Origin of the sequence: Bacillus sp. 3255, from assembly GCF_031456485.1 — a bacterium.
Classification (GTDB): Bacteria; Bacillota; Bacilli; order Paenibacillales; family NBRC-103111; genus Paenibacillus_E.
Window position 1 is genome coordinate 347,053 of record NZ_JAVDUS010000001.1, and the last position, 26,254, is coordinate 373,306.

Annotated in this window: 21 protein-coding genes; 10 read left to right on the forward strand and 11 right to left on the reverse strand. The window is 54.0% G+C overall.

The annotated features are described in order from the left end of the window. Positions 1-6: 6 nt before the first annotated feature. Positions 7-1,275: an MFS transporter gene (locus tag J2X61_RS01370; protein WP_310185241.1), complete on the reverse strand. Its 1,269-nt coding sequence runs from the start codon at positions 1,273-1,275 to the stop codon at positions 7-9. A gap of 199 nt (positions 1,276-1,474) precedes the next feature. On the opposite strand from J2X61_RS01370, the gene J2X61_RS01375 reads away from it, so the two are divergent. Further along, entirely contained in the window at positions 1,475-1,963 is a 489-nt protein-coding gene (locus J2X61_RS01375) for a hypothetical protein (protein ID WP_310185244.1), read from the forward strand. A 51-nt stretch (positions 1,964-2,014) separates the two neighbouring features. Here J2X61_RS01375 and J2X61_RS01380 read toward each other — a convergent pair whose 3' ends face one another. From J2X61_RS01380 to sigI, 4 genes are all read right to left on the reverse strand, one after another. Continuing rightward, positions 2,015-3,520: a leucyl aminopeptidase gene (locus J2X61_RS01380; RefSeq protein ID WP_310185247.1), complete on the reverse strand. Its 1,506-nt coding sequence runs from the start codon at positions 3,518-3,520 to the stop codon at positions 2,015-2,017. 21 nt (positions 3,521-3,541) lie between these two features. Continuing rightward, complete coding sequence (locus J2X61_RS01385) at positions 3,542-4,555, reverse strand: aldo/keto reductase (RefSeq protein WP_274466721.1); 1,014 nt, start codon at positions 4,553-4,555, stop codon at positions 3,542-3,544. A gap of 1,239 nt (positions 4,556-5,794) precedes the next feature. Beyond that, positions 5,795-7,237, reverse strand: a complete 1,443-nt coding sequence (locus tag J2X61_RS01390) for an anti-sigma-I factor RsgI family protein (protein ID WP_274466722.1) — start codon at positions 7,235-7,237, stop codon at positions 5,795-5,797. 29 nt (positions 7,238-7,266) lie between these two features. Next, entirely contained in the window at positions 7,267-8,046 is a 780-nt protein-coding gene (gene sigI, locus J2X61_RS01395; RefSeq protein ID WP_274466723.1) for an RNA polymerase sigma factor SigI, read from the reverse strand. A gap of 196 nt (positions 8,047-8,242) precedes the next feature. On the opposite strand from sigI, the gene J2X61_RS01400 reads away from it, so the two are divergent. Then, on the forward strand, positions 8,243-8,881 hold the full coding sequence (locus J2X61_RS01400) for a helix-turn-helix domain-containing protein (protein WP_274466724.1): 639 nt from the start codon (positions 8,243-8,245) through the stop codon (positions 8,879-8,881). On the opposite strand, the gene J2X61_RS01405 is transcribed toward J2X61_RS01400, so the two are convergent. Then, the gene (locus J2X61_RS01405) at positions 8,852-9,433 is read right to left on the reverse strand and encodes a hypothetical protein (protein WP_310185253.1); all 582 of its coding nucleotides are present in this window, start codon (positions 9,431-9,433) and stop codon (positions 8,852-8,854) included. The genes J2X61_RS01400 and J2X61_RS01405 overlap by 30 nt on opposite strands. A 225-nt stretch (positions 9,434-9,658) precedes the next feature. Here J2X61_RS01405 and J2X61_RS01410 point away from each other — a divergent pair, with 225 nt between their 5' ends. After that, positions 9,659-10,441 carry a LytR/AlgR family response regulator transcription factor gene (locus J2X61_RS01410; protein WP_274466726.1) on the forward strand — a complete coding sequence of 261 codons (783 nt, stop codon included), beginning with the start codon at positions 9,659-9,661 and terminating at the stop codon, positions 10,439-10,441. Between the two features lie 122 nt (positions 10,442-10,563). Here J2X61_RS01410 and J2X61_RS01415 read toward each other — a convergent pair whose 3' ends face one another. Beyond that, entirely contained in the window at positions 10,564-10,986 is a 423-nt protein-coding gene (locus J2X61_RS01415; RefSeq protein WP_274466727.1) for a hypothetical protein, read from the reverse strand. A 218-nt stretch (positions 10,987-11,204) separates the two neighbouring features. On the opposite strand from J2X61_RS01415, the gene J2X61_RS01420 reads away from it, so the two are divergent. The 7 genes from J2X61_RS01420 to J2X61_RS01450 all read left to right on the forward strand — a co-directional run bounded on the left by J2X61_RS01420 (position 11,205) and on the right by J2X61_RS01450 (position 22,861). Beyond that, on the forward strand, positions 11,205-11,699 hold the full coding sequence (locus J2X61_RS01420; protein WP_310185257.1) for a DUF4912 domain-containing protein: 495 nt from the start codon (positions 11,205-11,207) through the stop codon (positions 11,697-11,699). 8 nt (positions 11,700-11,707) lie between these two features. Beyond that, positions 11,708-14,443: a 1,4-alpha-glucan branching protein domain-containing protein gene (locus J2X61_RS01425; RefSeq protein WP_310185262.1), complete on the forward strand. Its 2,736-nt coding sequence runs from the start codon at positions 11,708-11,710 to the stop codon at positions 14,441-14,443. 30 nt (positions 14,444-14,473) lie between these two features. Next, complete coding sequence (locus J2X61_RS01430) at positions 14,474-16,882, forward strand: sugar phosphate nucleotidyltransferase (RefSeq protein WP_310185265.1); 2,409 nt, start codon at positions 14,474-14,476, stop codon at positions 16,880-16,882. 72 nt (positions 16,883-16,954) lie between these two features. Next, complete coding sequence (locus J2X61_RS01435) at positions 16,955-17,167, forward strand: hypothetical protein (protein ID WP_310185268.1); 213 nt, start codon at positions 16,955-16,957, stop codon at positions 17,165-17,167. Positions 17,168-17,325: 158 nt separating this feature from the next. Then, positions 17,326-17,838, forward strand: coding sequence for a DUF4912 domain-containing protein (locus J2X61_RS01440; RefSeq protein WP_310185269.1), 513 nt, complete (start codon positions 17,326-17,328; stop codon positions 17,836-17,838). Next, entirely contained in the window at positions 17,835-20,735 is a 2,901-nt protein-coding gene (locus J2X61_RS01445) for a 1,4-alpha-glucan branching protein domain-containing protein (RefSeq protein ID WP_310185271.1), read from the forward strand. Before J2X61_RS01440 ends, J2X61_RS01445 begins: the two co-directional genes overlap by 4 nt. Positions 20,736-20,893: 158 nt before the next feature. After that, the gene (locus J2X61_RS01450; protein ID WP_274466735.1) at positions 20,894-22,861 is read left to right on the forward strand and encodes a glycoside hydrolase family 15 protein; all 1,968 of its coding nucleotides are present in this window, start codon (positions 20,894-20,896) and stop codon (positions 22,859-22,861) included. Positions 22,862-22,954: 93 nt separating this feature from the next. On the opposite strand, the gene J2X61_RS01455 is transcribed toward J2X61_RS01450, so the two are convergent. From J2X61_RS01455 to leuB, 4 genes are all read right to left on the reverse strand, one after another. Beyond that, positions 22,955-23,338, reverse strand: coding sequence for a glycine cleavage system protein H (locus J2X61_RS01455; RefSeq protein ID WP_310185276.1), 384 nt, complete (start codon positions 23,336-23,338; stop codon positions 22,955-22,957). A gap of 87 nt (positions 23,339-23,425) precedes the next feature. Next, positions 23,426-23,974 (reverse strand): peroxiredoxin, encoded by a 549-nt coding sequence (locus J2X61_RS01460; RefSeq protein ID WP_274466737.1) that lies wholly within the window; start codon positions 23,972-23,974, stop codon positions 23,426-23,428. Between the two features lie 796 nt (positions 23,975-24,770). After that, positions 24,771-24,896, reverse strand: a complete 126-nt coding sequence (locus J2X61_RS01465; protein ID WP_310185280.1) for a hypothetical protein — start codon at positions 24,894-24,896, stop codon at positions 24,771-24,773. Between the two features lie 39 nt (positions 24,897-24,935). Continuing rightward, positions 24,936-26,015, reverse strand: a complete 1,080-nt coding sequence (leuB, locus tag J2X61_RS01470) for a 3-isopropylmalate dehydrogenase (RefSeq protein ID WP_274466740.1) — start codon at positions 26,013-26,015, stop codon at positions 24,936-24,938. Between the last annotated feature and the right edge of the window lie 239 nt (positions 26,016-26,254).

The window sequence follows — 26,254 nt, forward strand, 5'->3', positions numbered from 1 at the left end:
CGTTCGTCAACTCCTTATTTGTTTCCCAAGTACCCTGCGTCCCACGACCAAGGCCAGCAGGAGCAGCACGGCGCCGACGAGCGTCGAAACGCCATAAATCTGCATCCAGATCGGGGCTGCCGCAATCAAGGCATACACCTTGCCCCCGACGATCGGGCCCAGAAATGCCGCAACGCCGGTAATCGCCGAATACGTTGCAATATACATGGGTCTTTCACTTTTCGGCGTATCACCGATGGTGAACGTAAAAACCATTTGATTAAAGCCGCCCAAACCGACGCCCAGCACAATATGTACCGCATACAGCACGGCAATCGCAGGAATGAACGCAATCGCCCCCCACAACAGGCAGGCCAGGGCGATGACCGGCAGCGACCACAGAAGCAGGGTCTGTGCGGAATAACGTGCATTTAGGTTACCCCAAACATAATAACTGCCCATCATCACGAGCGTATGAACGACCGTAATATAGGAAACCGTTTCATAATTAATAGCCATCAGCTTGAGCATCACATACGAAAAGAGCGGCACCGTCAAGCTCTGTACGAATAAGAACACCGCCAGAAAAATAATCGCCTTCAGAAAAGCGCTGTCCTTGAGCGGTTTACCGATCATCCCGAGCGGATTCGATGCCGTCGACGGCTCGAACGGCGGGTTCGGATACAAGCAATAGGCCAGCACGTTGAGCAGCGCACAGACACCGACAATGATGAATAAATAGTGGAACCCTTGCCCGCCGGGATACCGGTCCAACAGCTGCCCGCCGACGAACAGAGCTAGAGAGCTGACTGCACCGAGTATCGTATTGCGCAGCCCGAAATAGCGCCCCCGAACCGGTCCCGGCACCGCGTCGCTGATCAACGAGGTCCATACCACGCCGCCTGCGGCATTGCCCAAATGAGCGACGGTATAGAGCACGATATACGTCACAACCCACAGATGTTCGGGAACAAGGAAAGGGATCAAGCCGACGGAAGCCCACAGCAATCTATGTGTGGAGCCGAAGATGAGCAGCATCCGCTTGCGGTTACGGAACTTTTGCATGAGGACGGCCATGCCGATCTGGATGATGTTCACTACGGTCGTAATAGCCAAAATAAATCCGATCTCCGTTGATGTCGCACCAAGGTACAGCAAATACCCGGTTAAAAACGGACCGCCGAGAAGCTGGAAGATGACGACAGCCGGAAATCCCTCCAACGTGGCGATGAGCAGACTTTTGCGGTAGTAAGACATTTTTTTCCTAGGCTTCCACACGCTATCCAGCATTTTCATAAGCTGACGCCTCCATTTTGCAAATGTAAAGCCTCGTGACTGATCTAATAGTTTACAAGATATAGGGCGCTTATGTTAAAATAGGACAGTCTACCTAATCTATCATGTCAGGCGGGATCATCGAAATACTATGAAACCAAACCGTATTGGCCTTATTGCAAGTATATTGCTCTTTTTGACTTTTATTGTACTCTCTCTTTTGTTTGAGTCAACCGTTTATTTGTATATCGCCAGCTTCTGCCCGTTACTGATCGTCCCTTTCCTGCCCGATCTCCGTTCGGGTCAGTACATCAAGCCGAATCAAGCCAAAGGCGCCGTCCGGCTCATTACGATGGAGAACAAGGACAAGTCCGGGTCGGACTTTCTTGTCATCTTATTCGAACCCGGCTATGTCAAATGGAAGAACTCCAAGCTGTTCTTCAATCTGGACGACGTGATGAAAGACGTATATATTAAGCCTGATCCGTTCGCCGCTACAATGACGGTGTTGAAATATGACCTGTTCCCGCACCGTAGAAAGAAAAACTGGGTCGGTATCTCCCTCACCCAGCTTCAAGAGCGTATGGCCCAGCTTTCCTACACAACGAACGAAATTAACCGGATCGTCATTCAGATGTCCGATATCGCCGAGCTGTTGCAAGGCCCATCAGCCAAACAGGCCGCGGCCGGACGCAGTGTGGGCGCCTAACAAACATAAAACACCTGACCTTGCGGAAATCGCAAAGCCAGGTGTTTTTATTTATTTATACAAATCACACAAGTAAGCGGCTAGTGTACGAACCATCACGCCTGTCGCTCCTTTGGGCTCGATGCCTTTGGCCGACCACAGCCAAGCGGTGCCGCCGGTGTCGAGATGAATCCAAGGCGTCTCTTCGGCGAAGTAGCCGACGAACAAGCCGCCGGTAATGGCGCCTGCCCAACGGTCGGTGGAAGGGGAGTTCTTGACATCGGCTACATCGCTCTTCAGCATGTCGCGGTATTCCGGGTAGTTCGGCAGCTGCCACAGCTTCTCCCCCGCTTCACCGGCCGCTTGCAGCAGCGGCTTCAGGAATTCGTCGTCGTTCGTCACAGCCCCTGTCGCCACATCGGCGAAGGAGATCAGAATCGCGCCGGTCAACGTGGCTACATCAATAAGCTTCGTAGCGCCGAGCTGCTTGGCGTAGGTCACGCCCTCCGCCAAGATGATGCGGCCTTCCGCATCCGTATTCAGCACCTCGACGGAGTGGCCGCTGAGCAGCGTGACAATATCGCCGGGACGGTAAGCGGTGCCGGACGTCATATTTTCCGCGGCCGGTATGACAACGGCCAAGTTGATCTTCGGCTTCAGCTGACCGACGACATGCAGCGCTCCGAGCAGCGTGGCGGCTCCGCCCATATCGCTGATCATCTCCTCCATGCCGTCGGGGCTTTTCATCGAGATGCCGCCGGTATCGAAGGTTACGCCTTTGCCGACGAGGCCCAGCACGTCGGCGGAATCGGGATCACCCTTGTACTGCAGGGTGATCAGCCTTGGCGGGTTGGCGCTTCCTGCGCCAACCGCGATGAGGCCGCCCATGCCCTTGGCGGCAATCTCGCGCTCGTCCAGCACTTCGCAGGCGAAGCCGTAGTGCTGGGCGAGCTTCAAGGCTTCCGCGGCAAGCGTAGCCGGAAGCAGCTTGTTGGCCGGGAGGTTCGTCAGATCCCGGGCGTAGTTCGTGCCCTCCGCAACCGTCTCGGCGGTTGCGATCGCAGCCGATAGCAGCGCTGCATCTGCAGCTGCTTCGGCCAGCAGCACCGCCCGGCGCAGCTCATCGCGCGCCGGCTCGTTCTTGCGGTACACCGCGATGCGGTATGTACCGAGCAGCAGCCCTTCGGTCAGCGCCATGACGGCGGACCGGCTGTCGATACCGCTTGGCAGCTTCAGCGCCAAGCTTTCGAGCTTCAGCGCGAGCGTCTCGCGCGCTGCATAGACGGCGGCTGCGCGCAGCGTATCGCGCGTGGCTCGCGGGCCGAGCCCGGCCACGAGCACGTACGCGTACGGCAGCAAGCCGTGGGTGGGCAGCGCCTCGAGCTCGCCCGAGGCGCCGGTGATCAGGCCCTTGGCGCGCATGCGCTGAAGGGCCTGATCGAGCTGCGGGTGGCCGAGGACGGTGTCCTCGCGCAGCTCGGTTTCGCTCAGGCAGACGAGGATGGCGTCTGCCCCGTGTTTGTTATCCGTGAAGGACGTGAACACGTCCGTTGTGATGATCGTTGTTTTGGCAAACATGCTGGCATTCTCCCTGTCACATTAATAAAAAGATGCCGCCTTCTGAATGACGGACTGCATAGGCAGATGATACGGGCATTTCTGTTCGCAGAGCGGCTGCTCTTTGCAAGGGTCGTGATCTGCACAGCCTATTATTCTTTCCTTCTGCCGCTCAAAAAATGCATCGCCCTTCGGCAGCAAACCAAATTTCTCCCGAACCCGGCTCGCAATCATCACATCCGGAATCGCAATTTCGAGCGGGCAGGAGCAGTAATTGCACCGTCTGCAATCGTGTTGTCCGAGCTCAAGCGCTAATTGCTCCAGCTCCCGGCGCTCTTCGACACCGACCTCTTGCTCCTGGGCTGCCAAATTCTCCTGTACTTCCTTAATGCTGACCATCCCCGAGATAGTGACATGCACGTCCTGGCTGTACGGATAGCGAATGGCCCGGTCGACAGGTTGAATGAATCCCCCGGACAACGGCTTCATCGCCACCTTCATCAGATCCAGCTCAGTTGCTTTCGGGATTAGCTCCTCCAAGGCGAAGGGCTGCGCCAAGTTCAAATGAAACAAAATTTGATCGAAAGGATACTTCTGAATCCATTGCGTCAGCAAATCGGGCCTGTGTCCGGAGATGCCGATGAAGCGCACCTTCCCTTCGCGCTGAGCCTCCAGGGCGGCCTTATATGCGCCTTCGACGTCCATCGCTTTCTTGAACTCGCTCACATAGTTCACATAGTGAATTTGGAGCAGATCCACATGATCCGTCTTCATCCGCACCAAGCTTCGCTCGATTTCCGACTTTGCAGTTGCATAATCGCGGGCGCCTGTTTTGGTCGCCAGAAAATATTCATCCCGGCGATGCGAAATACATTCGCCGATAATTTCCTCGCTGTTCCGGTACGCCGCAGCAGTATCGATATAATTAATGCCGTGATCCAAGGCATAATTAAGCGTTTCTCTGGCCTGCTCCAGCGGTACGCCGGGCAGGTTCATAGCACCGAATCCAAGTGACGATACGTTGTAGCCGGATTTTCCAAATCTAGAGTATCTCAAGCGAGTAGCTCCCTTCCCTTGTCAGTTAACGGGTATATGAATAATTGCACATGCAACCATTGTAATACAACTTGGTCCTACTTTCCATGCAGTCGTTAAGCGGTAAAGGGAACTACACGGAACTACAGGGAGCTATTGGCAGCTATGTGGGGAAAATTGCAGGATAAGGAATGTACATGGCGAAATTCCATCGCAATTACATATCCAGAGGTGCCTCAAGCAGTCGGTCCATTGAGCTCTTCCTGCGGCTAAATCTGTTTGGGAGTTGCTAGGCTCTGCCAAGGTGTTGCCAAGGTGTTGCCAGACTGATTCCTGTATGGGCTTAACCATCATGGAAGGCAGCAAGCGGAACCGCTTAGCTGGATTTTCTCCCGCTAAATTCATCTGTAGCGCCTCTCACAAGCCCCATAGCAGGAATTACTCCAGTTAATTTGCTCGTTTAAGGCGAATAGTGTGGAAGATCGCATGAAATAACTGGAGCCTTTCCAGTTATTTGACCAAATCGCCTCCCATCTCACTCCATTAACGGGAGAAATTCCATCTACTCCAAACATTCGGAGCACAGTCCGCGCTATAACCGCCATCGCCCTTGTTCTTTCTGTTATATGTACAATTTTGGGGATCCATCAAGTCGGGGTTGAGCAGAGATTGCAATCGATAAGGGTAACGTAGTTGAGTAGTTGCAGCTTTTTTGGAGTGTAATGTGGCAAACAAGATGCTTAGCTTCTATAAATAGTTCGGTAACCGTCAGGTTAAGCTGTATCGTTTCTTTCAGCAGTATCGGTGGCCGGAGTAGCATAGCTCTCTCCCATCCGTAGTCGTCCTACTTTGCGCAACTACCTTAGCTGGATTTTCTCCCGCTAAATTCATCTGTAGCGCCTCTCACAAGCCCCATAGCAGGAATTACTCCAGTTAATTTGCTCGTTTAAGGCGAATAGTGTGGAAGATCGCATGAAATAACTGGAGCCTTTCCAGTTATTTGACCATATCGCCTCCCATTTCACTCCATTAACGGGAGAAATTCCATTTACTCCAAACATTGGGATCACAGCCTGCGCTATAACCGCCATCGCCCTTGTTCTTTCTGTTATATGTACAATTTTGGGGATCCATCAAGTGGGGTTTGAGCAGAGTCCCCTAACATGCCGAGCTGTTGTCGTCCCGCCAGACGGCTCTACCGTTCAGGCAGCACAAATAACCCCAAGCCGCTCATCAGAGAGACTTGGGGGGGCGATCCGATCATCGATCATTGTCATCATCTTTTTTGGAGTCCCAATCACGATTGCCCCAGTTCCAATTGAAATCGGGGGTCCGGTCGTCCTTCGGCGTCGGCTTCAACGTCGGTTTGGCCGTAGGCTTGCTCGAGCTCGTCGGCTTGACGGTTGGCTTTACACTAGGTTTTGGTGTTTCTCGCGGCTTTGACGATGACCCACTCTTGGAGTCATCGTCATCTTTGCGGTCCGTCTTTGGCGTTGATGTTGGCGTTGGTGCCGGCTTCTTATCGTCGTCGTCACTCTTGCCGTTCTTATCGTCACGATCCTTCGAATCGTCTCGATCATTCCATCTGCCATTCTTGTTATCGGTCTTGCCGTCGTTCTTGTCGTCATTCCTGTCGTCGTTCTTGTTGTCGTTCTTATTGTCGTTCTTGTTGTTGTCATTCCTGCTGTCATTGCGGGCATTTTTTGGCGTTGACGTCGGCGTCGGCTTAAAGCTGACTTTGTTGTTGTTGCTGTTGCCGTTGTTACCGTCATCGCTCTTGCCTGACTTAGGCGTGCTCTTCGCGTTCTTGTCATTGCTCTGGGAGTTCTTATCTTTCTCTTGCTCCCTCTGCATTTGCTGCAGGCGCTCGCTAAGCTTGCCGGACTTCTCTTCGGCGACCAGTTTGGACAGGGACGATTTGTCGATCGGCTTCGACGGCGTCACGAGCTTGTCGAGGCCTCCGTTATCTTTGGCCAGCTGGTGAATAGAGACGCTTTTGATATCGTCGAGGGAAACTTTGGCTCCGTTATTGACAGCGTTCAAATAAATCGCATATTTCCCTGCCGACACGCCGCTCGCTTTCGCCTCTTGTCTCACTTCTTGCGGGGCGGCGAACGCTGTCACCTCATAATTTTGGACTTGATCGGGATGAGCCTTTTCGATATGTTTGCTGACCTGAGCCTTCAGCTTGGTGGCGATAGCTTCATCATCAACATTGGCTCTCGTCTCTACGATGGTGGAAGAGATAATGATGTCCCCTTCCCCTTTGGCCAGGGCGCCTTGCTCGGCTTTATCGAGAATGTCCGATGTCACGTTTTCCAGCGGCTTGCCCTTGTACTCCAGCGTGCTGATTAACGCATCCCCGTCGGGGTTTAACCCTTTCAAGTCCTGTACCAGCTCATCATTATCGATGCCGATCTCGATGCTTGGGTTAATGTCGATAGTGACGTATGCAACCACCTGGCCGCTTGGCAAGCCTCCCGTCAATGTCGACACCAAGACGAAGCACATGATCATTGCTGCCGCCAATCCGGAAAGAATGGCCATCTGTGGTACACGGAAGCGCCGGCGCGCAGGCGCAAACAAAATTTCTTCCCCTACTTCACAACTTCGCGTCCCCCTAGGAAGCTTCTCAAATCGACCCTCTGGACCCATGACGATAATGGAGTTGTCGCTGATTTCCATTACGATTCCCTTGTTCATGCGCTGTTCTTCCTTTCTTTATGCTGTCCTCATTCTCGAATCTGTAAATAATCCCGCAAGTAAGGGTATGGACCGTTATAGATGAGAGCAATTGCGATCAAATATTTACGGTTGCGCTCCAATGTCTTTCTCGATACCTGTACTCGCTCCAGCAGCTCTTTAATGGGCAGCTGCCGTTTCGTCAGAAGAGTCCGCATAAGTTCCGCATCCTGTGCCAGCGTCCGACCGATGCCGAATAGCATTTGTCTGGAATCGTCATGTTTAGGTGATGCTTCCGTCAATTCAGAGAAATCGATATCAAAATCACTTAGGCAGCGGCTGAAATCCATAATTTCGCTTCGCCGTTCTTCAAGTCCTTTTTGTTTTTCATAAGCTTCAATGGCTTGATGAACTTCAATCGGATTGAGTAGATTATCTTCATCATCTTCCTGATCGAATGAACTGTAAGGAATCTGTCCTTTGAAACGTTGTTCTTTCCGCAGAAAATCAATAAGTCTTCTTCGCATGACGGTTTCGGCGAACCCGAGGAAGGATCTCCCCATCACGGAGGAATATTGATTAATAGCTTCATTAAACGCCCCCAAAGCAATACTGAATTCATCGTCACGAGCCGGGTCTATATATCTTTTACAGAACCTGCTTGTCACTTTGGCAACGTAAGGCTGGTAATCGGAAATAAATTGGTTCCTAAGTCTTAGGTCTCCTGCTTGAATTTGATGTATGGTAACCTCAAGGGAAGAGGCATGGGGTTCACTTTGTCCCGGGGATTCCTTTTTTCCAAGGAATCTTTTGAATAGTACCAGTAGCACCTTTCCACCTCACAATATAGTAGTTTCGTCCTTATGTATCCTGATTCGGGGGGTACGGTTCAAGTAAAATACAAATAAAAAGCAAATTTATTATAACATAGATGTTCAAATGAGCACCTACTGGCAAATAAAACCTTTGGCTGCGATTTCATTTTAGCATAGAATCCATTACAATTAGGGAGAGGAGGTGTTTCCGTTGGAACATGGAAATCAACTTGGCAAGTTTCTCGAGTCGCTGCGGGGGAAAATGTCCCTGCGCAAAGTTGCCAGCAAAAGCGGCCTTTCCCATGCCTATATACGAGATTTGGAGCTAGGACGTAATCGTACCACGAATGACATCATCAAGCCATCTCCTGACACCTTGCGTAAGCTTTCGCAAGCTTATCAGTATCCATATACAGATCTTTTGATGAAAGCGGGTTATTTGGAGGAAGCGTCGTCCATGCAAACGAATCGGGACATCCGGTTGGAGCATATATGGTACGTGGAGTTCGGCGCGAAATCTATTAAATATTATTCGGCTGAAGGTGTCGTGGAAGAAAACGTAGAATCTCTCGTAGCTTTTACGAGTTTCATAGAAGCACTGATGGAGCAGCAATTTGCGAAAGTGGATATGCATCTGTTTGTGAATCTGAACAAAATAAAAAAGTATGCCCCCGCAGAGGGCAAACTTTATTTCGATGAACATGCAGATCATTATGTCGGTATTGCCGCACTGCCGCAAATGAAATACCATCAGACACTGCTTGAGTACGAGGCCAGGAACAACGGTCTTCCCGCAGAGGTTGAAGCCGGCTCCCGCCGTTCATCTTTGAAAACGAAATTCCTTACTTAACATCGCATAAACGAATAGCACCGTCGCCATCCCTAACAATTGAACAGGCATCAAAGCGCTGATGACGTTCTCGGGCGAGGCATGCCGATGGAGAATTCCGACGATCACAACCGCGATATATAAGTAGAAGCCCGCATTTTCTTTGGATAACGGAATCCGGGTATAGTGCGTAAGAAAGGTGAATCCCAGCCGGAGCTTGCGCATGCCGATCAGGACGGCGCATTTGGCGATGAGGATCATCGTCAGAACGGTAACGGATGCTTGCGGATTCGCCAGCAATTCGGTATACGGGGTAAGAGATACCCATTGGCAGAGGAGAAGTACGCCCGTAGATACGATGATCGATACCACATAGCCGGATACGGCGATAACGATTGCAGGTATCAGACGAAATTTCCAAACGGCCATGAGCAGGAAGCCAAGAATGCTTATGTATAAGATAGGCCACTGGTCGAACCTGGTTACGATCGCCCCGGCGCAAGCGGCTAGCGATACAGCCAGCCAATGTGGTTTTACTTTTTGTCTGAACAGTACTAATGACAGCAGGATCATGGGAACAAAATCAAAACAGGTTAGTATATATTCCGCCCATGTTAACAATTACAATCCCCTCATTTCTAAGCTTGCTTCCAGGAGATTACACTCACTTATCTACATCTGGTAATTATACAGCATAACGAAGCTTTATCGTTTAATGTGGACTAAGATGGCAGTTTCTGCGCATAAGTTGACAGCAAGCATTGGCGAATGAGCGGAGGAAGGAAGTGCGATGATCGTATGGGGCATCGTTTCACGGTTGCCATCGTCGAAGATAATTATTGGGTAGGCCAGCTGCTCAAGAGCTATAGCGAGCAATGCGGGCTGCGCGTAACTGCGGTCGTTTCCGACGGCGAACAATTCATCAGCCAATATGAGCAGCTGCGTCCGGATATCCTGCTTGTCGATATCGGACTCGAAGGCTCCCTGGACGGCATTGCGATGGTGCGGTCCTTACACAGCGCGGGCTACCGGCCTAAGGTCATTATGGTCAGCGGTACGACCAATATCGAGCATATCCTCACAAGCTTTCACGACCTGGATTCGCTTTACTTCTTGTCCAAGCCTGTGCTGCTGCCCAAATTTCAAGCGGCTATCCGCAAAGCCATCGATGAAATACAGTCGGAACGCAGCCAGTTGAGCGCAATGCCGACTCCCGTGCCAACAACATGGATTACTGTCAAAAATCAGAAATCGCATCTGCCGATCTCGGAGGAATCGATCCTCTTCGTTGAGAAGGAGGATAAACGGTTGACCCGGGTTCATCTGATGAACGGCGCCCAAGTGGAGACCAGCACGAATTTATCGGAAATCGCGGCCCAGAGCTCTCCCCTCATATTCAGCCCGTTCAAAGGATTTCTCGTCAATCTGCGGCACGTTGTCTCCTATGTCAAAGAAAGCGGATTTCCCGCTTCCCGCCGGTTTCTTATCCATTTGAATCATACACCGGTATTAGTTCCGCTAAGCCGCAGCCTGCAAAAAGAGTTCGGACAACTGCTGCAGAACATGGCCGTTAAGAACTGAACATCTGGAGCCAAACAAAAGGCTGCTAACTTCCAACTAAGGAAGAAGCAGCCCTATCTACTAGCAAGAACCTCAAGACCGCACGGCCCCTCGATCGTTAAACGTGTTTAACTTTGGGGTCCCTACATCCTCTTGGAGGTTTTTTTGTTTTTCAGCTTATCCCGGCGCACACTCAGCATCTTCAACCGTTTCATCAACTGGTCTTCCCACTCGGCGTCGTTCAAGGACTTGGCCACACCCAGCAGATCAAGCGCCATATCAATTTGGCTGCGTACAATATCCAAAGGCTCCTCGCCCTCATGATTCACACAATTATCGTGCAGCAGATGGTCTTTGCCATCGACATACTCAACGAAATCAACTTCAGCAGCGCCATCCCCGTGGGCATACTCCGCCAATATTTCATATTCATTTTCCACCAGATAATGAACCTCAATGCGGTGACATACCGGGCAGAAGAGGATGGGCACATTGTGAATTTGCGTACGAATGTGCTTGAGCGTGCCTTTCGTGCCTATCATACTAGCTCCACAACAAAAACTCATCGTAATCACTCCTTAGCGCTTTCCGCGGAGGAAAGCCGGCATCGTCAGTATCATCTTCGTTTTCCCGGATTAGTCCAATATATTCGCCGGAAAAGGTTGAAATTCCTTTTTTGCGGGACATCTAGATTTTAGCAATCCGCGCATATTTTGCTGGGTGGGGGCGAATACTTTTACAGTCAATCAGCCGTTGAAAATTATGTCAGGAAAGAGGAACCGGCTTGAAGTCTTCACCTGCTCAGGACGATAAAATTCCGGTGCGATATCAGAAGGACTTCCTTCATCTTATGGCCTTAGGCGCGCATTCGCTCTATGCATATTGGGAAATTTCCGACAGGCGCAGATGGCTGGTCTCGCAGCATTTCCAGTGCGATTACCGGGACATGCCGAGCATCCTGCGTTTGTACGACGTCACCGATGTGATCTTTGGCGGCGATAACGCTCATGCCAGCTGGGATATGCAGGCGCAGCCGGATACGAATAACTGGTACTTCCATCAGTTGAGCGCGAATCGCAGCTACATCGTGGATGTCGGCACCTATACCTGGGAGCGCGAATTCATTCCCCTGCTGCGCTCCAATTGCGCTGTCACGCCAAGAGATACCGAAGCAGCGTGGGAAGGCCCGAAGACACCGGCTCAGCCGGATACGGGGGCCTCGCCAAGCGTGCCGCTCGTTTACGAAAACATTCAAGCCTACTCTCCTTATGCGAGGTGACTTACGCTTTGATCGATCGCATCAAGCCGAAGCCGGAGCCGAAGGGATATTTCGCACTTGTGCTGCATGCTCATCTTCCCTATCTCCTCCTTCGGGAACAGGAGACATTAGAAGCGCCATGGTTCATTGAAGCCATGACAGGAACGTATTTACCGATACTGGACGTTATCCAACAGCTTGTACAGGATGAAACGCGCTTCCGCATCACCCTTGCCTTGACACCGACGCTTCTCTCCCTATTCAGCGATCCGCTCCTGCAAGCCAAGTACCGTCGAGCCCTCAGCGAGCGGATCGCGCAGGCCGAAGAGCAGGTTCGTTCGCTAATGACCCCCTCGCTCCTGCCGCTGGCCAAACAGCATGCGCTTCAGCTTCAGACGCTCCAGACCTTGTACGAAAGCTTCCAGGGTAATTTGATTGCGGCCTTCAAGCACTATCAAGAGCTTGGCTATGTGGAGATTGTCACATCCGCCGCGACGCACGCCTATTTGCCGCTGATGAGCACCGCGGAGGGGGTCCGTGCTCAAGTCCTGACGGCCGTCAGAGACTACGAGCGCCACTTCGGGCTGAAGCCCCGCGGCATGTGGTTACCCGGCTGCGGCTATACGCCTGGTTTGGAGCGGATTCTGAAGCAAGCCGGCATCCGCTACTTCTTCACGGATGCCCTCGCCGTGCAATTCGCATCGCCGCAGCCCCTTCGGGGACTGCTGGCACCGACCCTGACGCCCTATGGCGTCATGGCGTTTCCCTGCGGCTCCGCCGCCATGGAGAGAGCCGGGCAAGCGGCAAGCAGGGCGAGCAAAGATGATGCCGGTATTCCGCTGCATCCGTTGCTTGCCCTGGAGAAGGCCGGAGACGATGCCGATGCCTACATCGCCAAGCTGGGCAGGCAGGCCGTACGGGGGTGCCGCTGGCTGGACCGGGAGCCGCTTATTACGGCTGCCTATGACGCGGAGCTGTTCGGACAAGGGCGGCAGCAGGGCCCGCTCTTCCTGGATCAGCTCTGCCGCAAACTATTCCACGAACATTCCGGGGTCAAAATGGTAACACCCGGCGAATACCTCGAGGAATACGAGTCCGCAGGTACCGCCCAGTTGAACGAATCCAGCCTGGGCCGGGAGTCGCTCTCGCACCCATGGCTGCACGGCGGCTGTGATTGGATCTACCGGCACCTGCACCAAGCCGAGAAGCGTATGGTTCAGCTGGCGACAAGTCATGAGCATCTCGCCCGTCACGGCAAGCTGAATGCCGCCGTTCTCAAGCGGGCTTTGAATCAGGCGGCACGCGAGCTGATGCTGGCGCAGTCCAGCGATTGGGCGCTCATGATGCGGCCGGAATCCGTTCTAAGCGAGTATGCCGCTGAACGGACGACCGCACATCTCGGCTGTTTCCACCGCCTATGCGACCAGATCGAACGCCAGACGGTAGACGAGAGTTGGCTGGCTTCCATTGAAGAGGCGGACCGTTGCTTGCCGGATATTCACTATCGCGACTATGTAAGTATTCGGCAGCTCTCCCCTGTTCCCATTATGGAGCGCCGCCAAGATTGGGACGCTGTGCTGGCGGAGACGCAGCACAACGCCAATGTGTTCATGCTCGCCTGGGAATATCCGCCTAAGCAAGTCGGCGGTTTATCCAAGGCGGTTCATGAGCTGGCCGAGGCGCTCGCCGCCCGCGGTGAGATTGTGCATGTCGTCACGACGGCCCATGACGGCGCACCTTCCTTCGAGAAGATGAACGGCGTATACGTTCACCGGCTCCCTGTGGAACATTCGGGGCCTACACCTTTTTACCACTGGACGTTCGAACTGAATCTGGCGATGACGGACCACCTCGTCCGCTGGCATGAAAGCGGCGGCCGCATCGACCTGCTGCATGCGCATGACTGGATGGTGTTCCATGCCGCTAGAGAAATCAAGACCAGCTACGGCATTCCGCTCATTGCGACCATCCATGCGACCGAATGGGGACGCAACCAAGGCCATCTGCACTCGGAGCTGCAGCGAAATATTCATGAGATCGAATGGAAGCTGACCTATGAGGCCAACCGCGTTTTTGTTTGCAGCTCCTATATGAAAGAGGAGATCGTGCGCATCTTCCAGCTCCCGGTGGAGAAGGTAAGCGTTCATCACAACGGGATTCGGCTTCCCGCTCCAACCGATGCAAGCGAGCGTCCTCCCGCTCTTGCCGGAGAGGATCCGATCATTTTCTATATCGGCAGACTCGTGTATGAGAAAGGCGTTCACGTGCTCATCGAGGCGATGCCCTCGATCCTCGCGCAGGTGCCCCAAGCGAAGCTCGTCATCGCCGGATCAGGTCCGATGGAGCCTGAGCTGCGCGCTGCCGCCGCCCGCTTGCACGATCGCGTACTTTTTACCGGCTTCATCGATGACGACTACCGGGCACAGCTCTATCGAGCTGCCTCCGTCTGCGTCATTCCCAGCCTCTACGAGCCTTTCGGCATCGTTGCCTTGGAAGCCATGGCGCACCGCAAGCCGCTCGTGCTCTCGGATACGGGCGGTCTGGCGGAGATTATCCGGCACGGTGTGGACGGCTACAAGGCGCTGCCTGGACACGCGGACTCGCTCTCTTGGCACATTACGGAACTGCTGCTGCAGCCCCGCGTGGCTGTCAAGCTGGCAGACAGCGCCTACAACTTACTGCAGAAGCGTTATCAATGGGACCGCATCGCTCAGGAGATTCAGGAGGAATACAGGAAGCTGACCTATGAACTTGTCGTCACTTAAACACTAGGCTGCAAATAAGGAGGTTCCCATATGAAGGCTGTTATTATGGCTGGAGGCAAGGGCACGCGGCTTCGTCCCCTTACTTGCCATCTTCCCAAACCCATGGTGCCTCTCCTGGGAAGACCCTGCATGGCTTATATTATCGAATTGCTGCATAAGCACGGCATTCGTGACATCGCCGTCACGCTGCAGTACAAGCCCGAAGTGATCCGCAACTATTTCGGCGACGGCGAAGGGTATGACGTGAAGCTTCACTACTATGAAGAGACGACCCCGCTGGGGACAGCCGGAAGTGTCAAGCAAGCGCATGAATTTCTGAACGATACGTTCATCGTCATCAGCGGGGATGCGTTGACCGATTTCGACTTGCATGAGGCTCTTGCCTTCCATAAGGAGAAGAAAGCCAAAGCCACTCTTCTGCTGACCCGCGTCTCCCATCCGCTGGAGTACGGCGTCGTCATGACCGACGAGAGCGGCCGCATCACCCGGTTTCTCGAGAAGCCCAGCTGGGGGGAAGTATTCAGCGATACCGTCAATACGGGCATTTACATCTGCGAACCGGAAATTTTGAACAGGGTGCCGTTCGATCAGGAATTCGACTTCAGCACGCAGCTGTTCCCGGCCCTGCTTCAGGATCAAGAAGGGCTGTACGGCTATGTCTCCCCCAGGTATTGGATGGATATCGGCAACCTGCAGCAGTACAGGCAAACGCAATTCGATATGCTGGACGGCAAAGTGCAGCTTGACATTCATGGTACGGAGCTGCGTCCCGGCGTCTACATCGCAGACGGCGTAGAGACGAGCTCTTCCGCCCGCATCGTCGGTCCGGCCTACATCGGTCCTGGAAGTCACATCGGCGATGAGGTGGAGATTGGCGAGTACTGCATCGTAGGGAGCAATAACCGGCTGGCCAAGGGAAGCAAGCTTACCCGCAGCGTGCTGTGGGATCATAACCACTTGCTGCCGAACAATGAATTGTCCGGTTCTACGCTGACCAGCCGAATCATTTGCAAAGAAGCCTCCTTCCTCGGTGAAGGCTCCGTCATAGGCAACCACGTGATCATCGGGGCGAACAGCCGCGTCGAGCCTCACGTGAAAATATGGCCGCATAAACAAATTCGCGATAAATCCCGTCTTCATTCATCTTATATATGGGGAGATCACGCCGCTAGAACGCTATACCGAACCAGCGGCGTAAGCGGCTTACCCAACTTGGAACTCACTCCCGAAATGGCCGCCAGATTCGGCACCGCCTACGGGGCCACGCTGGCTTCCGGCCATACGCTGACCGTCAGCTGCGCCCCGCATGCGTTCACTCGCTTATTGAAGCGAACGTTGACCGCCAGCCTCCAATCCGTGGGGACGCACGTGATTGATCTCGGGGATTGCCTCGCGCCCGCCGCCTCCTTCGCGATCCGTCAGTTGGGCGCCGCCGGAGGCATTCATCTCGATTGGTCCGGCAGCGAGAACGAAGCCTGCCGGCTGGCGTGCATGGACGCCGAAGGACTGCCCATCACCAGAGCCGCCGAACGCAAGGTGGAGAACAGCTTCTGGCAGGAGGACTACGGACGCGCTTCCATGAAGCAGCTGGGCAGCTACCGGGATGAAACGCATTGGCTGCGAACGTATGTGGATGCACTCTCCCGGGAAATCGCCGAAGAAGCCGACAGCTCGCGCACCCCTGCCCTGCGTATCGTTGTCCAAGCCAGTGCTTGGCTGCAGCCGTACCTGCTGCCCTTCTTCGAGAATTTGGGCAGCGAAACGGTCCATGTATCTGCCGCCGCGCTGCAGGAGCCGCTTCCCGTCTTCACTTCGATGACCGGAGCCGATCTCGGGCTCCATATTTCCGATGACGGGCGGACGCTGCAGCTCATTACCGAGCAAGGGGAAATCGTCGATCCCGATATGCAGACGGTTTTCCTCTACCTGTGCTACCTGCACGGCCGCCCTGGCACGACAATCGGTGCTCCGGTCAGCGCCCCCGCGCTCCTGGAGAGCATGGCCGAAGGGCTGGGAGCGACAATCGTGCGAACCAAAGAATGGGAGCGCTCCATCTTGGAAGCGACGCCTGAAGCGCGGATGCACCCGCTGTTCGACTCGCTTCTGGCCATTGGACTCGTTGTCCTTCATCTGAATCGAACCGGAAGACCGCTCTCCGAGCTTCTGGCGATGATTCCGAGCTTCTATCTGCACCGCGAAGCCATCGACTGCCCTTGGGAAGCGAAGGGCCAGGTGATGCGCAGCATGATGGAACGATCCAAAAATACGCCCGTCGATCTTGTTGACGGCATCAAATTTTATCACGAAAACGGGTGGATTCTGCTGCTGCCTGACAGCGACGATCCCATTGTTCAGCTCATCGCCCAATCCGCAGACCGGACGGCAGCCCGGGAGCTTGTACAGTCTTATCGAAACCACATTCTAAATGCGCTGCAATAAGCATAAGATATGACAGACATATCCAAACCGGGTGTTTCGAAGTCTTAAGATGAAGGGGAGAGCGGCGTGAATATGATTCCCAGCGTTTCCAGGCAGATTGCTTTTATCCAGTATGACGATCAGTCTTCTAGTATGACGGTTCAATATCATACCGGTTTCAAAGCATCCTATACGAACATTAAACAGGATGACTATCTGTCGATCCTATCTTCAGTCAACCGATATGATTCTTTAATGCGACTGACGGAAACCCGTTTTATGGAAGACCAGCCTCCGGCGAAGTAGCGAGGATACAGGAGATCTCCCCTTTTGTATAAAAGGCGGAGATTTTTCGTTTCGCGGGTGCATATGCTACAATATTGTCCACAGGTTTTCCCGGTTATTTGCCATAATTATCCTGAGAAAAGGTGAGTCAGATTCCAACCCAAGCTTTCAACGCCCACTTGAGTGACAGGGACGCCCTCCACTTGCTCGTGCAAACTCCTACTAACCTGTTCGCTTACTGGCAGCTGTCCGCCAGAAAAAAAAGAATGGTGCAGGAGCACTTCAATCGGGACTGGCTTATGCTAGAGCCGCTGCTGCGGTTCTATGAAATCGATGAACAGGCTGGATGCGAGCCGCCCTCCCTTCAAGCCTATGAGCTGCCGCTGCCGCAAGGAGATTCCTGTTTCCTAAGCGGCTTTGAACCCGGCTTGCGATACTTCGCAGAACTCGGCATTCGGAATGGACAGGGACAATTTCTTCCGCTTCTGCGTTCTAATCCGATTCAGACTCCCCATATACATACGCATCAAGTATTTCCATCCAACCTGACAGATCAAGTAACTTATCGGCCTGCGGCCGTTCCCTTACAGCTCCTGGCGCCTGAAGCCGATGAGCAATTCTCTGCCTACTCGGTGTACGTCCCCAAGCGTACGTACACGGCAGAAACCGAATTCGGAGGCGATTGCGATTGAGATCTGACGTACACGGTTATGTAGCTTTGCTTTTGCATGCCCATATCCCTTACGTTCGCCATGATGAAGCGACCGTCACTCTGGAAGAACGATGGTTTTTCGAAGCTGTTGCCGACAGCTATCTTCCCCTGATCGACATGATGGACCGGCTGCTCGAGGAGGGCGTGCCGTTCCGGATTACATTATCCCTGTCTCCGCCGCTGCTCGCCATGCTGGACGATCCGCGCATGCAGCGCCGGACGCGCAAGCATCTGGCTACGCTCTGCGAGCTGGCTCAGCGCGAGGTCATCCGGCTGTGGGGCCACGCCGACTTCGGCCCCGTGGCCCGAAGCTACGCCGACCGCTATCACCGGCATCTTGTCCTGTACGACCGCCTGCGGGGCGATCTCATCGGGAAATTCCGCAGCCTAAGCTTCTCAGGCTGCCTCGAGCTCATCACGTGCGCTGCGACGCATGCATTCTTGCCGCTGATCAAGCAAGACGCCGCGCTGCGCGCACAGCTGGAAGCCGCCGTCCGTGAATTCCGGCGGCATTTCGGGTCTCCTCCGGCCGGTATCTGGCTGCCGGAGTGCGGCTACACGCCTGCGGCGGAGCCCCACCTGAAGGCGCTCGGCTTGCGCTACTTCGTCGTCGACGCGCACGCGCACCCCGCCGCCGGGCAGGGGCTGCCGCTGCGCTCGCCAGGCGGCGCCTGCGTCTTCGCCCGGGACCATGAAGCCGGCGCTCAAGTATGGAGCGCCGAGTCCGGGTACCCGGGCGATGCCGACTATCGCGAGTACTACCGCGATATCGGCTTCGACCTCGGCCGCGACGGCGGGGCCGAGTGGGAGTACTTGAAGCCCTATGTGCTGCCGGACGGCGCACGCGTCCACACGGGCTTCAAGTACTACCGCGTCACCGGCAGCGGTGACGCCAAGGCGCCCTACCACCCGGCGCGGGCCGCGCAGAAAGCTCAGCTGCACGCTGAGCATTTCGTGGCCTCCCGGGTGGCGCAATTGAGCCGCATCGCCGACGGCGCGGCTCAGCCTCCGGTCATCGTATGTCCCTACGATGCCGAGCTGTTCGGCCACTGGTGGCATGAGGGCCACCAGTGGCTGGAAGCAGTGCTGCGCGGGTTCGCTGCGCAGCGCGATGCCGGTGTCGCCACCATCGAGATGACGACACTTGGCGGCTACGCCGCCGCTCATGCGCCGGCTGCGGCAGCGGTGCTGCCGGAGTCGAGCTGGGGCCGCGGCGGCTATGCCGAGGTCTGGCTGCAGCCGCGCAGCCAGTGGGTGCAGCCGCTGCTGCACGCGGCGGAGGACCGCATGGTGCTTGCCGCGCAGCGGCACCGCAAGCCCGAGCCGCTGCAGCTCCGCGCGCTCAATCAGGCCGTCCGCGAGCTCATGCTGGCCCAAAGCAGCGACTGGACGTTCATTCTGGACGCTGAGACGGTAACAAGCTATGCGGTGAAGCGCATAAAGACTCATATTGATAATTTCCACAATCTGCTAAATTTAACGGAGGCTGAACAGGACTCGGCAGCTCGCGAGCTCTCTGAGCTTGTCATTGCACTGGAGAAGAAATCCCCTTTGCTGCCCGAGGTCGATTATCGCTGCTTTCAGCCCCCTTCCATACTTGCTCCATCCCCTTCCGCCTTGCCCGAAGGAGCGTCGCGTCTGCGGATTCTCATGCTTGCTTGGGAATATCCGCCCCGGGTCATCGGCGGGCTCGCCAGAGCCGTCTGCGGCTTATCCGAAGCGCTGGCGGCCGACGGTCACGACGTTCATGTCGTCACGTGCCTGGCGCCGGATTGCGCGCCCTATGAAGTGGCGGACGGCGTGCACGTCCACCGTGTGGAAGTGCTCTCCGCACCCGGAACGCTGCCTTTCTTGGACTGGGTGTTTCAAATGAACCTGGCTTTCACCGACACCATCCTGCGCTTGTCCGGGCAAGGCGTCCGGTTCGATATCGTGCATGCGCACGATTGGCTCGTGTACCATGCAGCTCAGGAATGCCGGGAGGCGCTCGGTGTGCCTCTGCTGGCAACCATCCACGCGACCGAAGCCGGACGGAACCAAGGCAAGCTGGATACTCCGGTACAGAAGCGTATTCATCAGCTCGAGCAGCAATTAACGGAAACCTCCGACCATCTCATCGTCTGCAGTCAGGCGATGCAGCAGGAGGTGGCTCGACTGTTCCAGGTTCCATCCCATAAAGTGAATCTGATTCCCAATGGCGTCAAGCCGTTTCGGGTTACGGCCGCCGATCATCAAGGGGATAACCCGTCACTTGCTCAAGCGCTTTCTCTTGTGCCGGGGAATCCTCCGCAGCGCATACTGGCCTTCCTCGGAAGGCTCGTCTATGAGAAAGGCGTGCACATTCTCCTGGCTGCCATGAGCGATGTGCTGCATGCCGTCCCTGAGGCGAAGCTTATAATCGCCGGTGCGGGTCCGGAGCTGGGAGGGCTGCAGGAGCTGGCGGCTCCGCTTGGAGATGCCGTCGTATTCACAGGCTTCTTGGACGATAAGGACAAAGGACTGCTGCTGCACAGGGCGGAGCTCTGTATTTTTCCCAGCCTCTATGAGCCGTTCGGCCTTGTTGCACTCGAAGCGATGGCTAGCCGTACGCCTCTGATCGTATCGGATACGGGAGGTTTGTCCGAGATTGTGGAGCATGAAGTGACGGGGATCACCGTGTCTCCCGGCAATGCGGAGCTGCTGGCAGCGCAAATCGTCCGCCTCTTGCAGCATCCGTCCGAAGGCGTTCGGCTGGCTTCCGGCGCTTTGTTCGAGGTAACGAATCGTTACCGCTGGGAGCAGATTGCGGCCGTCACTTCCGGCATCTATTCGCAAATGAAAGGTTCCTGCGAACCATTATCAGGTATATTCCCGCATCAGAAGGAAATAATCAAATAATATGGGTAACTATACCAAATGAAAGCGCAACCGGTCGAAATTTTCAGATATTTTTCAAAGAATCATTGATTCCTTGGTAATTATTAGGTAACCTAGTGGCAGGCCTTTGCGTACATTCAGAGGGTGCGATTAAACAAACGAGTGGGGAAGTGATTGTATTGCCTAGACATCTGGTCATCGGAAACGGAAAATTTCTTATTAATCTCGATCAGCATTCCTACATGCGAGATCTGTACTATCCTTTCGTCGGCCAGCTTAACCATATTGGCGGCTATCAGTGCCGTGTAGGTATTTGGGTGGACGGTGACTTTGCCTGGCTGAATTCCCCGGAGTGGCAGTTTAAACTGGGTTATGTAGAAGATTCTCTGGTTACCGAAGTTACGGCAACGCATCCCGGACTTGGGATCACGCTGCTTATGAATGACGGCGTTCATCAGCGGGAAGATATTTATCTCAAAAGAATCCAAATCACGAATCATAAAAATACCGTGCGGGAAGTCCGGATGTTCTTCAACCAGGACCTGCTCATTAACGAGACGGAGGTCGGCGATACCGCTGCCTTCTACCCTTTGACCAATACGGTATTCCATTATAAAAAAGACCGGTATTTCATGTTCAACGGCAGCACCGGAACGGAAGGCATTTATCAGTATTCTACAGGGGTCAAAAGGTTCTATAATGCCGAAGGCACCTGGCGCGACGCGGAAGACGGACATCTCATGGGCAATGCCATCGCGCAGGGTTCCGTGGACAGCACCATCTCCTTTCGCTTGTTCGTCCCTCCTAACGCCAACCAAACAATGTACTATTGGATGGGCGCCGGCAAAACGCTGGAGGAAGTCAAGAAGCTCGATGCCTACGTCAAAGACAGCCACCCCGGCAAGCTGCTGGACCGTGTAACCGTCTACTGGCAGCGTTGGGCCAACAAGATCGAGCGGGACTACGGCGATTTGAACGGAGACGTACAGCGCCTCTTCAAACAGAGCCTTCTGCTCGTCCGTACGCAGACCGATGTGAACGGCGCGATCATCGCCGCCAACGATTCGGACATTATGCAGAGCAATCGCGATCATTACAGCTATATGTGGCCTCGGGACGGCGCTTTAATCGCCTACTCCATGTCCATGGCCGGCTACCAAGGGATGATCATTCCCTTCTTCAACTTCTGTGCGAACGTGCTGTCACCCGAAGGTTACTTGCATCATAAATACAATCCGGACGGCACCGTAGGCTCCAGTTGGCACCCGTACATTCATTCGGGACGCGTTCAGCTGCCCATCCAGGAGGACGAAACCGCGCTTGTGCTGTTCGCGCTATGGGCCGACTTTCAGAAAAACGGCAGCCTAGAGTTCGCGCAGTCGCTCTACCGCAACCTCATCCGCCGGGCGGCCAGATTCATGTCCACATACATCGATCAGGAGCTGAACTTGCCGAAGCCGAGCTATGATCTATGGGAAGAGCGTTACGGCATCTATACATTTACCGCGTCAGCCGTCTATGGCGGACTGATCGCCGCTTCCAACTTCAGCAATTTGTTCGGCGATGAGGAGCGGAGCAACCGCTATAAGCATACGGCGGAGAAAATTAAAGCCGGCATCCTCAAGCATCTGTGGGACGAGAACGAAGGCCGCTTCGTTCGCGGCTTATATATGGAGGACGGCGTATGGGTCAAAGACATGACGCTCGAAAGCTCCGTCTACGGCATCTTCGAATTCGGGGTGCTGCCTGCGGATGATGAGCGCGTCGTTGGCACGATGAAAGCGAATAAAGCCGGACTGTCCATCAAAACCGATATCGGCGGTATTGCCCGCTATCATCATGACTACTACTTCCAACGCTCCACCGATATCGAGAATGTGCCAGGCAACCCCTGGATCATCTGTACGCTCTGGATCGCAGAGTGGGAAATCGAATACGCCAAATCACTCGCCGATCTCGAAGCGCCGCGTCAAACGCTGGAATGGGTCGTGAAGCATGCCATGGAGAGCGGCGTGCTTTCCGAGCAGCTGGACCCTTTCAACGGGGATCCGGTGTCGGTCGCTCCGCTTACATGGTCGCATGCGACGTACGTGCTGGCGGTTGTCAAATATTTGAACAAGTATAAGCAGCTCGCAGGAAAATCGTAACATGACCAAATAGGAATAGCCGCAGGGTTCGTCATTTGATTCTAGATCAAGTGCCAGCCCTGCGGTTTCTTGTTTATTGAGCTTGCGCTCACCCTACTCCAGCGAATATTCGCCCTCATACGTCGGAGCGTCCCACAGCTCCTCCAACTCGGCTAGATCACTTAAGGCCATTCTGATTAACCACCCTTTGTCATAAGGCGATTCGATCAGCATCATTGTCGCTCGTTCCAGCAGCATATTCACAGCGGTCACTTCTCCGGACAGCGGAGCGAGCAAGTCCATCTCGTCCTCAGCCGTTTCCATGGAGCCGAGGAAATCTCCCTGTCCCAGTACCGCACCGCGCTCCGGAAGCTCAATGAACAGAATCATCCCCCATTCGTTCAATCCGAGTTCCGTCAGTCCGATGACAGCCTCATTTCCATCCTGACGAATCCAATAATGGTCCCTTGTATAGCGCAGTTGCGCAGGTACGGTCATATGCCTTCGTTCTCCTTCTGACGAAGAAAAGCTCCCCCGCCCGCATTCGCATGCCAGCTAAGAGGAGCTTCTCTATGTATGAAAAGCTTATTTTACGACAAGGTTTTTGTCGCCTGGTTTCCAGTTCATTGGGCATAATCCGCCGGATTGCAGAGCTTGAAGAACGCGAAGTGTTTCTTCCACGCTGCGGCCTACGTCGTTGTGGTTAACAACTTCGTATTTCAATTCGCCTTCTGGATCGATGATGAACAGACCGCGCAGCGCGATACCTTCTTCTTCGATCAGAACGCCGTAGTCGCGTGCAACGGATTTCGTGATGTCAGCAGCAAGCGGGAATGCCAATTGGCCAAGACCGTTGTCGTTGACTGGTGTATTGATCCATGCTTTGTGCGTGTGGATGCTGTCGATGGACACGCCAAGAATTTCAGTGTCCAGCTCTTTGAATTGATCAGCAGCTTGACTAAGCGCTGTGATTTCTGTAGGACATACGAATGTAAAGTCAAGCGGGTAGAAGAACAATACTAACCATTTGCCTTTGTAGTCGGACAAAGATGCTTTGCCAAATCCTTTACCGTCACCGGTAGCTGTCTCCATTGTAAAGTCTGGAGCTTGTTTACCAACTAAACGCTCTGCCATGTGTATAATTCCTCCTCAAATCTATCTTATTCGTATAAAATGGTATCATCCGAATAGGTGAAAGTCAATAATTAGAGACCATATTAATTAATAATTATTTTAATATATGAAAGCTCTATGAACGTGCATGATTCAGCTGCTTTTTCACCTGAGCAACCTCACTCCATCGTCACTCCGCGACCTCCGCTATCACCACTATCCCCTCTCGTCAGGAGAACTGTCGTAACTGCGATTCCTCGCTATCTCACTCTGCCTGACTCATGACACGGTCGCTGAGTACCAGCCCGCCCCATTCTATATGAAATTTCATATAGAATCTTCGCAATAAGGGTAAAAAGCAGCAATTGTATATGAAAAATAGCTTACAATCAGCCTTTCAGCGTAATTCTCGGCTATTCTACTCGAAAAATCATACAGAATAGCAGCGGCTGGCCTACCCCACTGTCACTCCGCGACCTCCGCTATCGCCACTATCCCTTCTCGTCAGGAGTAGTAACGATTTGATGTCCTGCCAGCCCGCCAGCTACTCGTTCACCGGCGGAACCCTCACTATCGCCTGTTGCTCGTCTCCTCACTCACCTTCGGCACGCTCGCCAACCGCCTGAGCTCCGCCCCCCCACTCGCCTTCGGCACGCTCACCTATCGCCTGTTGCTCGTCTACTCACTCACCTTCGGCACGCTCACCTATCGCCTGTTGCTCGTCTACTCACTCACCTTCGGCACGCTCACCTATCGCCTGTTGCTCGCCTCCTCACTCACCTTCGGCACGCTCACCTATCGCCTGTTGCTCGTCTCCTCACTCACCTTCGGCACGCTCGCCCACCGTCGGAACTCCGCCTCCCCACTCGCCTTCGGCACCCTCGCCCACCGCCGCACTTGCACCTACGCCGTCTACGAGCTCCAGCTCAGCAAGCAAAAACAAAAAAGCTTGCCCGCTAGTTCAGCAGGCAAGCTCTCTTCCTTATTTACGCATAGCGTCAACGATCAGTTGGCCCATAGCCAACGTACCGATCGCTTTGCTCTTATCAACGGCGATGTCGCCTGTGCGGTGACCCGCATCCAGCACTTCCTTCACGGCGCGCTCGATGGAATCCGCAGCGTCGTGGTAACCGAACGTCAAGCGGAACATCAGAGCAACGGAAAGAATCGTTGCGATCGGGTTGGAGATGCCTTGACCCGCGATATCAGGGGCAGAGCCATGCACCGGCTCGTACAAGCCGAAGCTGCCTTCGCCCAGGGAAGCGGACGCCAGCATGCCGATCGAGCCTGTCAGCATCGCTGCTTCGTCGCTCAGGATGTCGCCGAACATGTTCTCCGTCACGATGACGTCGAAGGAAGACGGACGGCGCAGCAATTGCATCGCGCAGTTGTCGACGAGCACGTGCTCAAGCTCAACATCCGGATAGTCAACCGCTACACGGTTAACCACTTCACGCCACAGGCGGGATGTTTCCAAGACGTTCGCCTTGTCGACGGAAGCCAACTTCTTGCGGCGAGTGCGCGCGATGTCGAACGCTTGACGGGCGATACGCTCAACTTCGTTCACGTTGTATGTGCAAGTGTCGACGGCTTCTTGACCGTTCGCAGACTCACGGCGGAATTTCTCACCGAAGTAGATGCCTCCGGTCAATTCACGAACAACAATCAAATCCGTGCCTTCGAGAACTTCAGGCTTAAGCGTGGAAGCTTCTTTCAAGCAGTCGAAAATGAAAGCCGGGCGAATGTTGGAGAACAAACCAAGCGCTTTACGAATACCAAGAAGTCCTGTCTCCGGGCGAGTTTCTTTCGGGTTGTTGTCCCACTTAGGTCCGCCTACAGCACCTAGAAGAACAGCGTCTGCGGATTGGCAAACCTTCAATGTTTCTTCCGGAAGCGGTGTGCCTGTTTGATCGATGGCGATTCCGCCGAATAACGCATGTTCCGTTTCAAATTGATAACCGAAAAGCTCTTCGGTACGTTTCAACACTTTTTCCGCTTCTGCAACGACTTCTGGACCAATACCGTCTCCAGCGATGACGGCGATTTTCTTCACATCTGCCATGACTGTCATTCACTCCTTCAATTAGTAAAGCTGCTAGATCAGCATCTCTATCGACTATATGATGCTCTCATTGTAACATAAGATTGCCTTGGTCATTAGATATAAAAGCTATTGCTTTAATAGGTACCACCTATAAGAATAAGCATAAGGAGCTGAAGTCCCGCCACCAGTTCTTAAGACCTAGCTATAATCCGATCATTTTCTACCCTGCTCCTTATCCTCTTCTCCTTACTAAATTC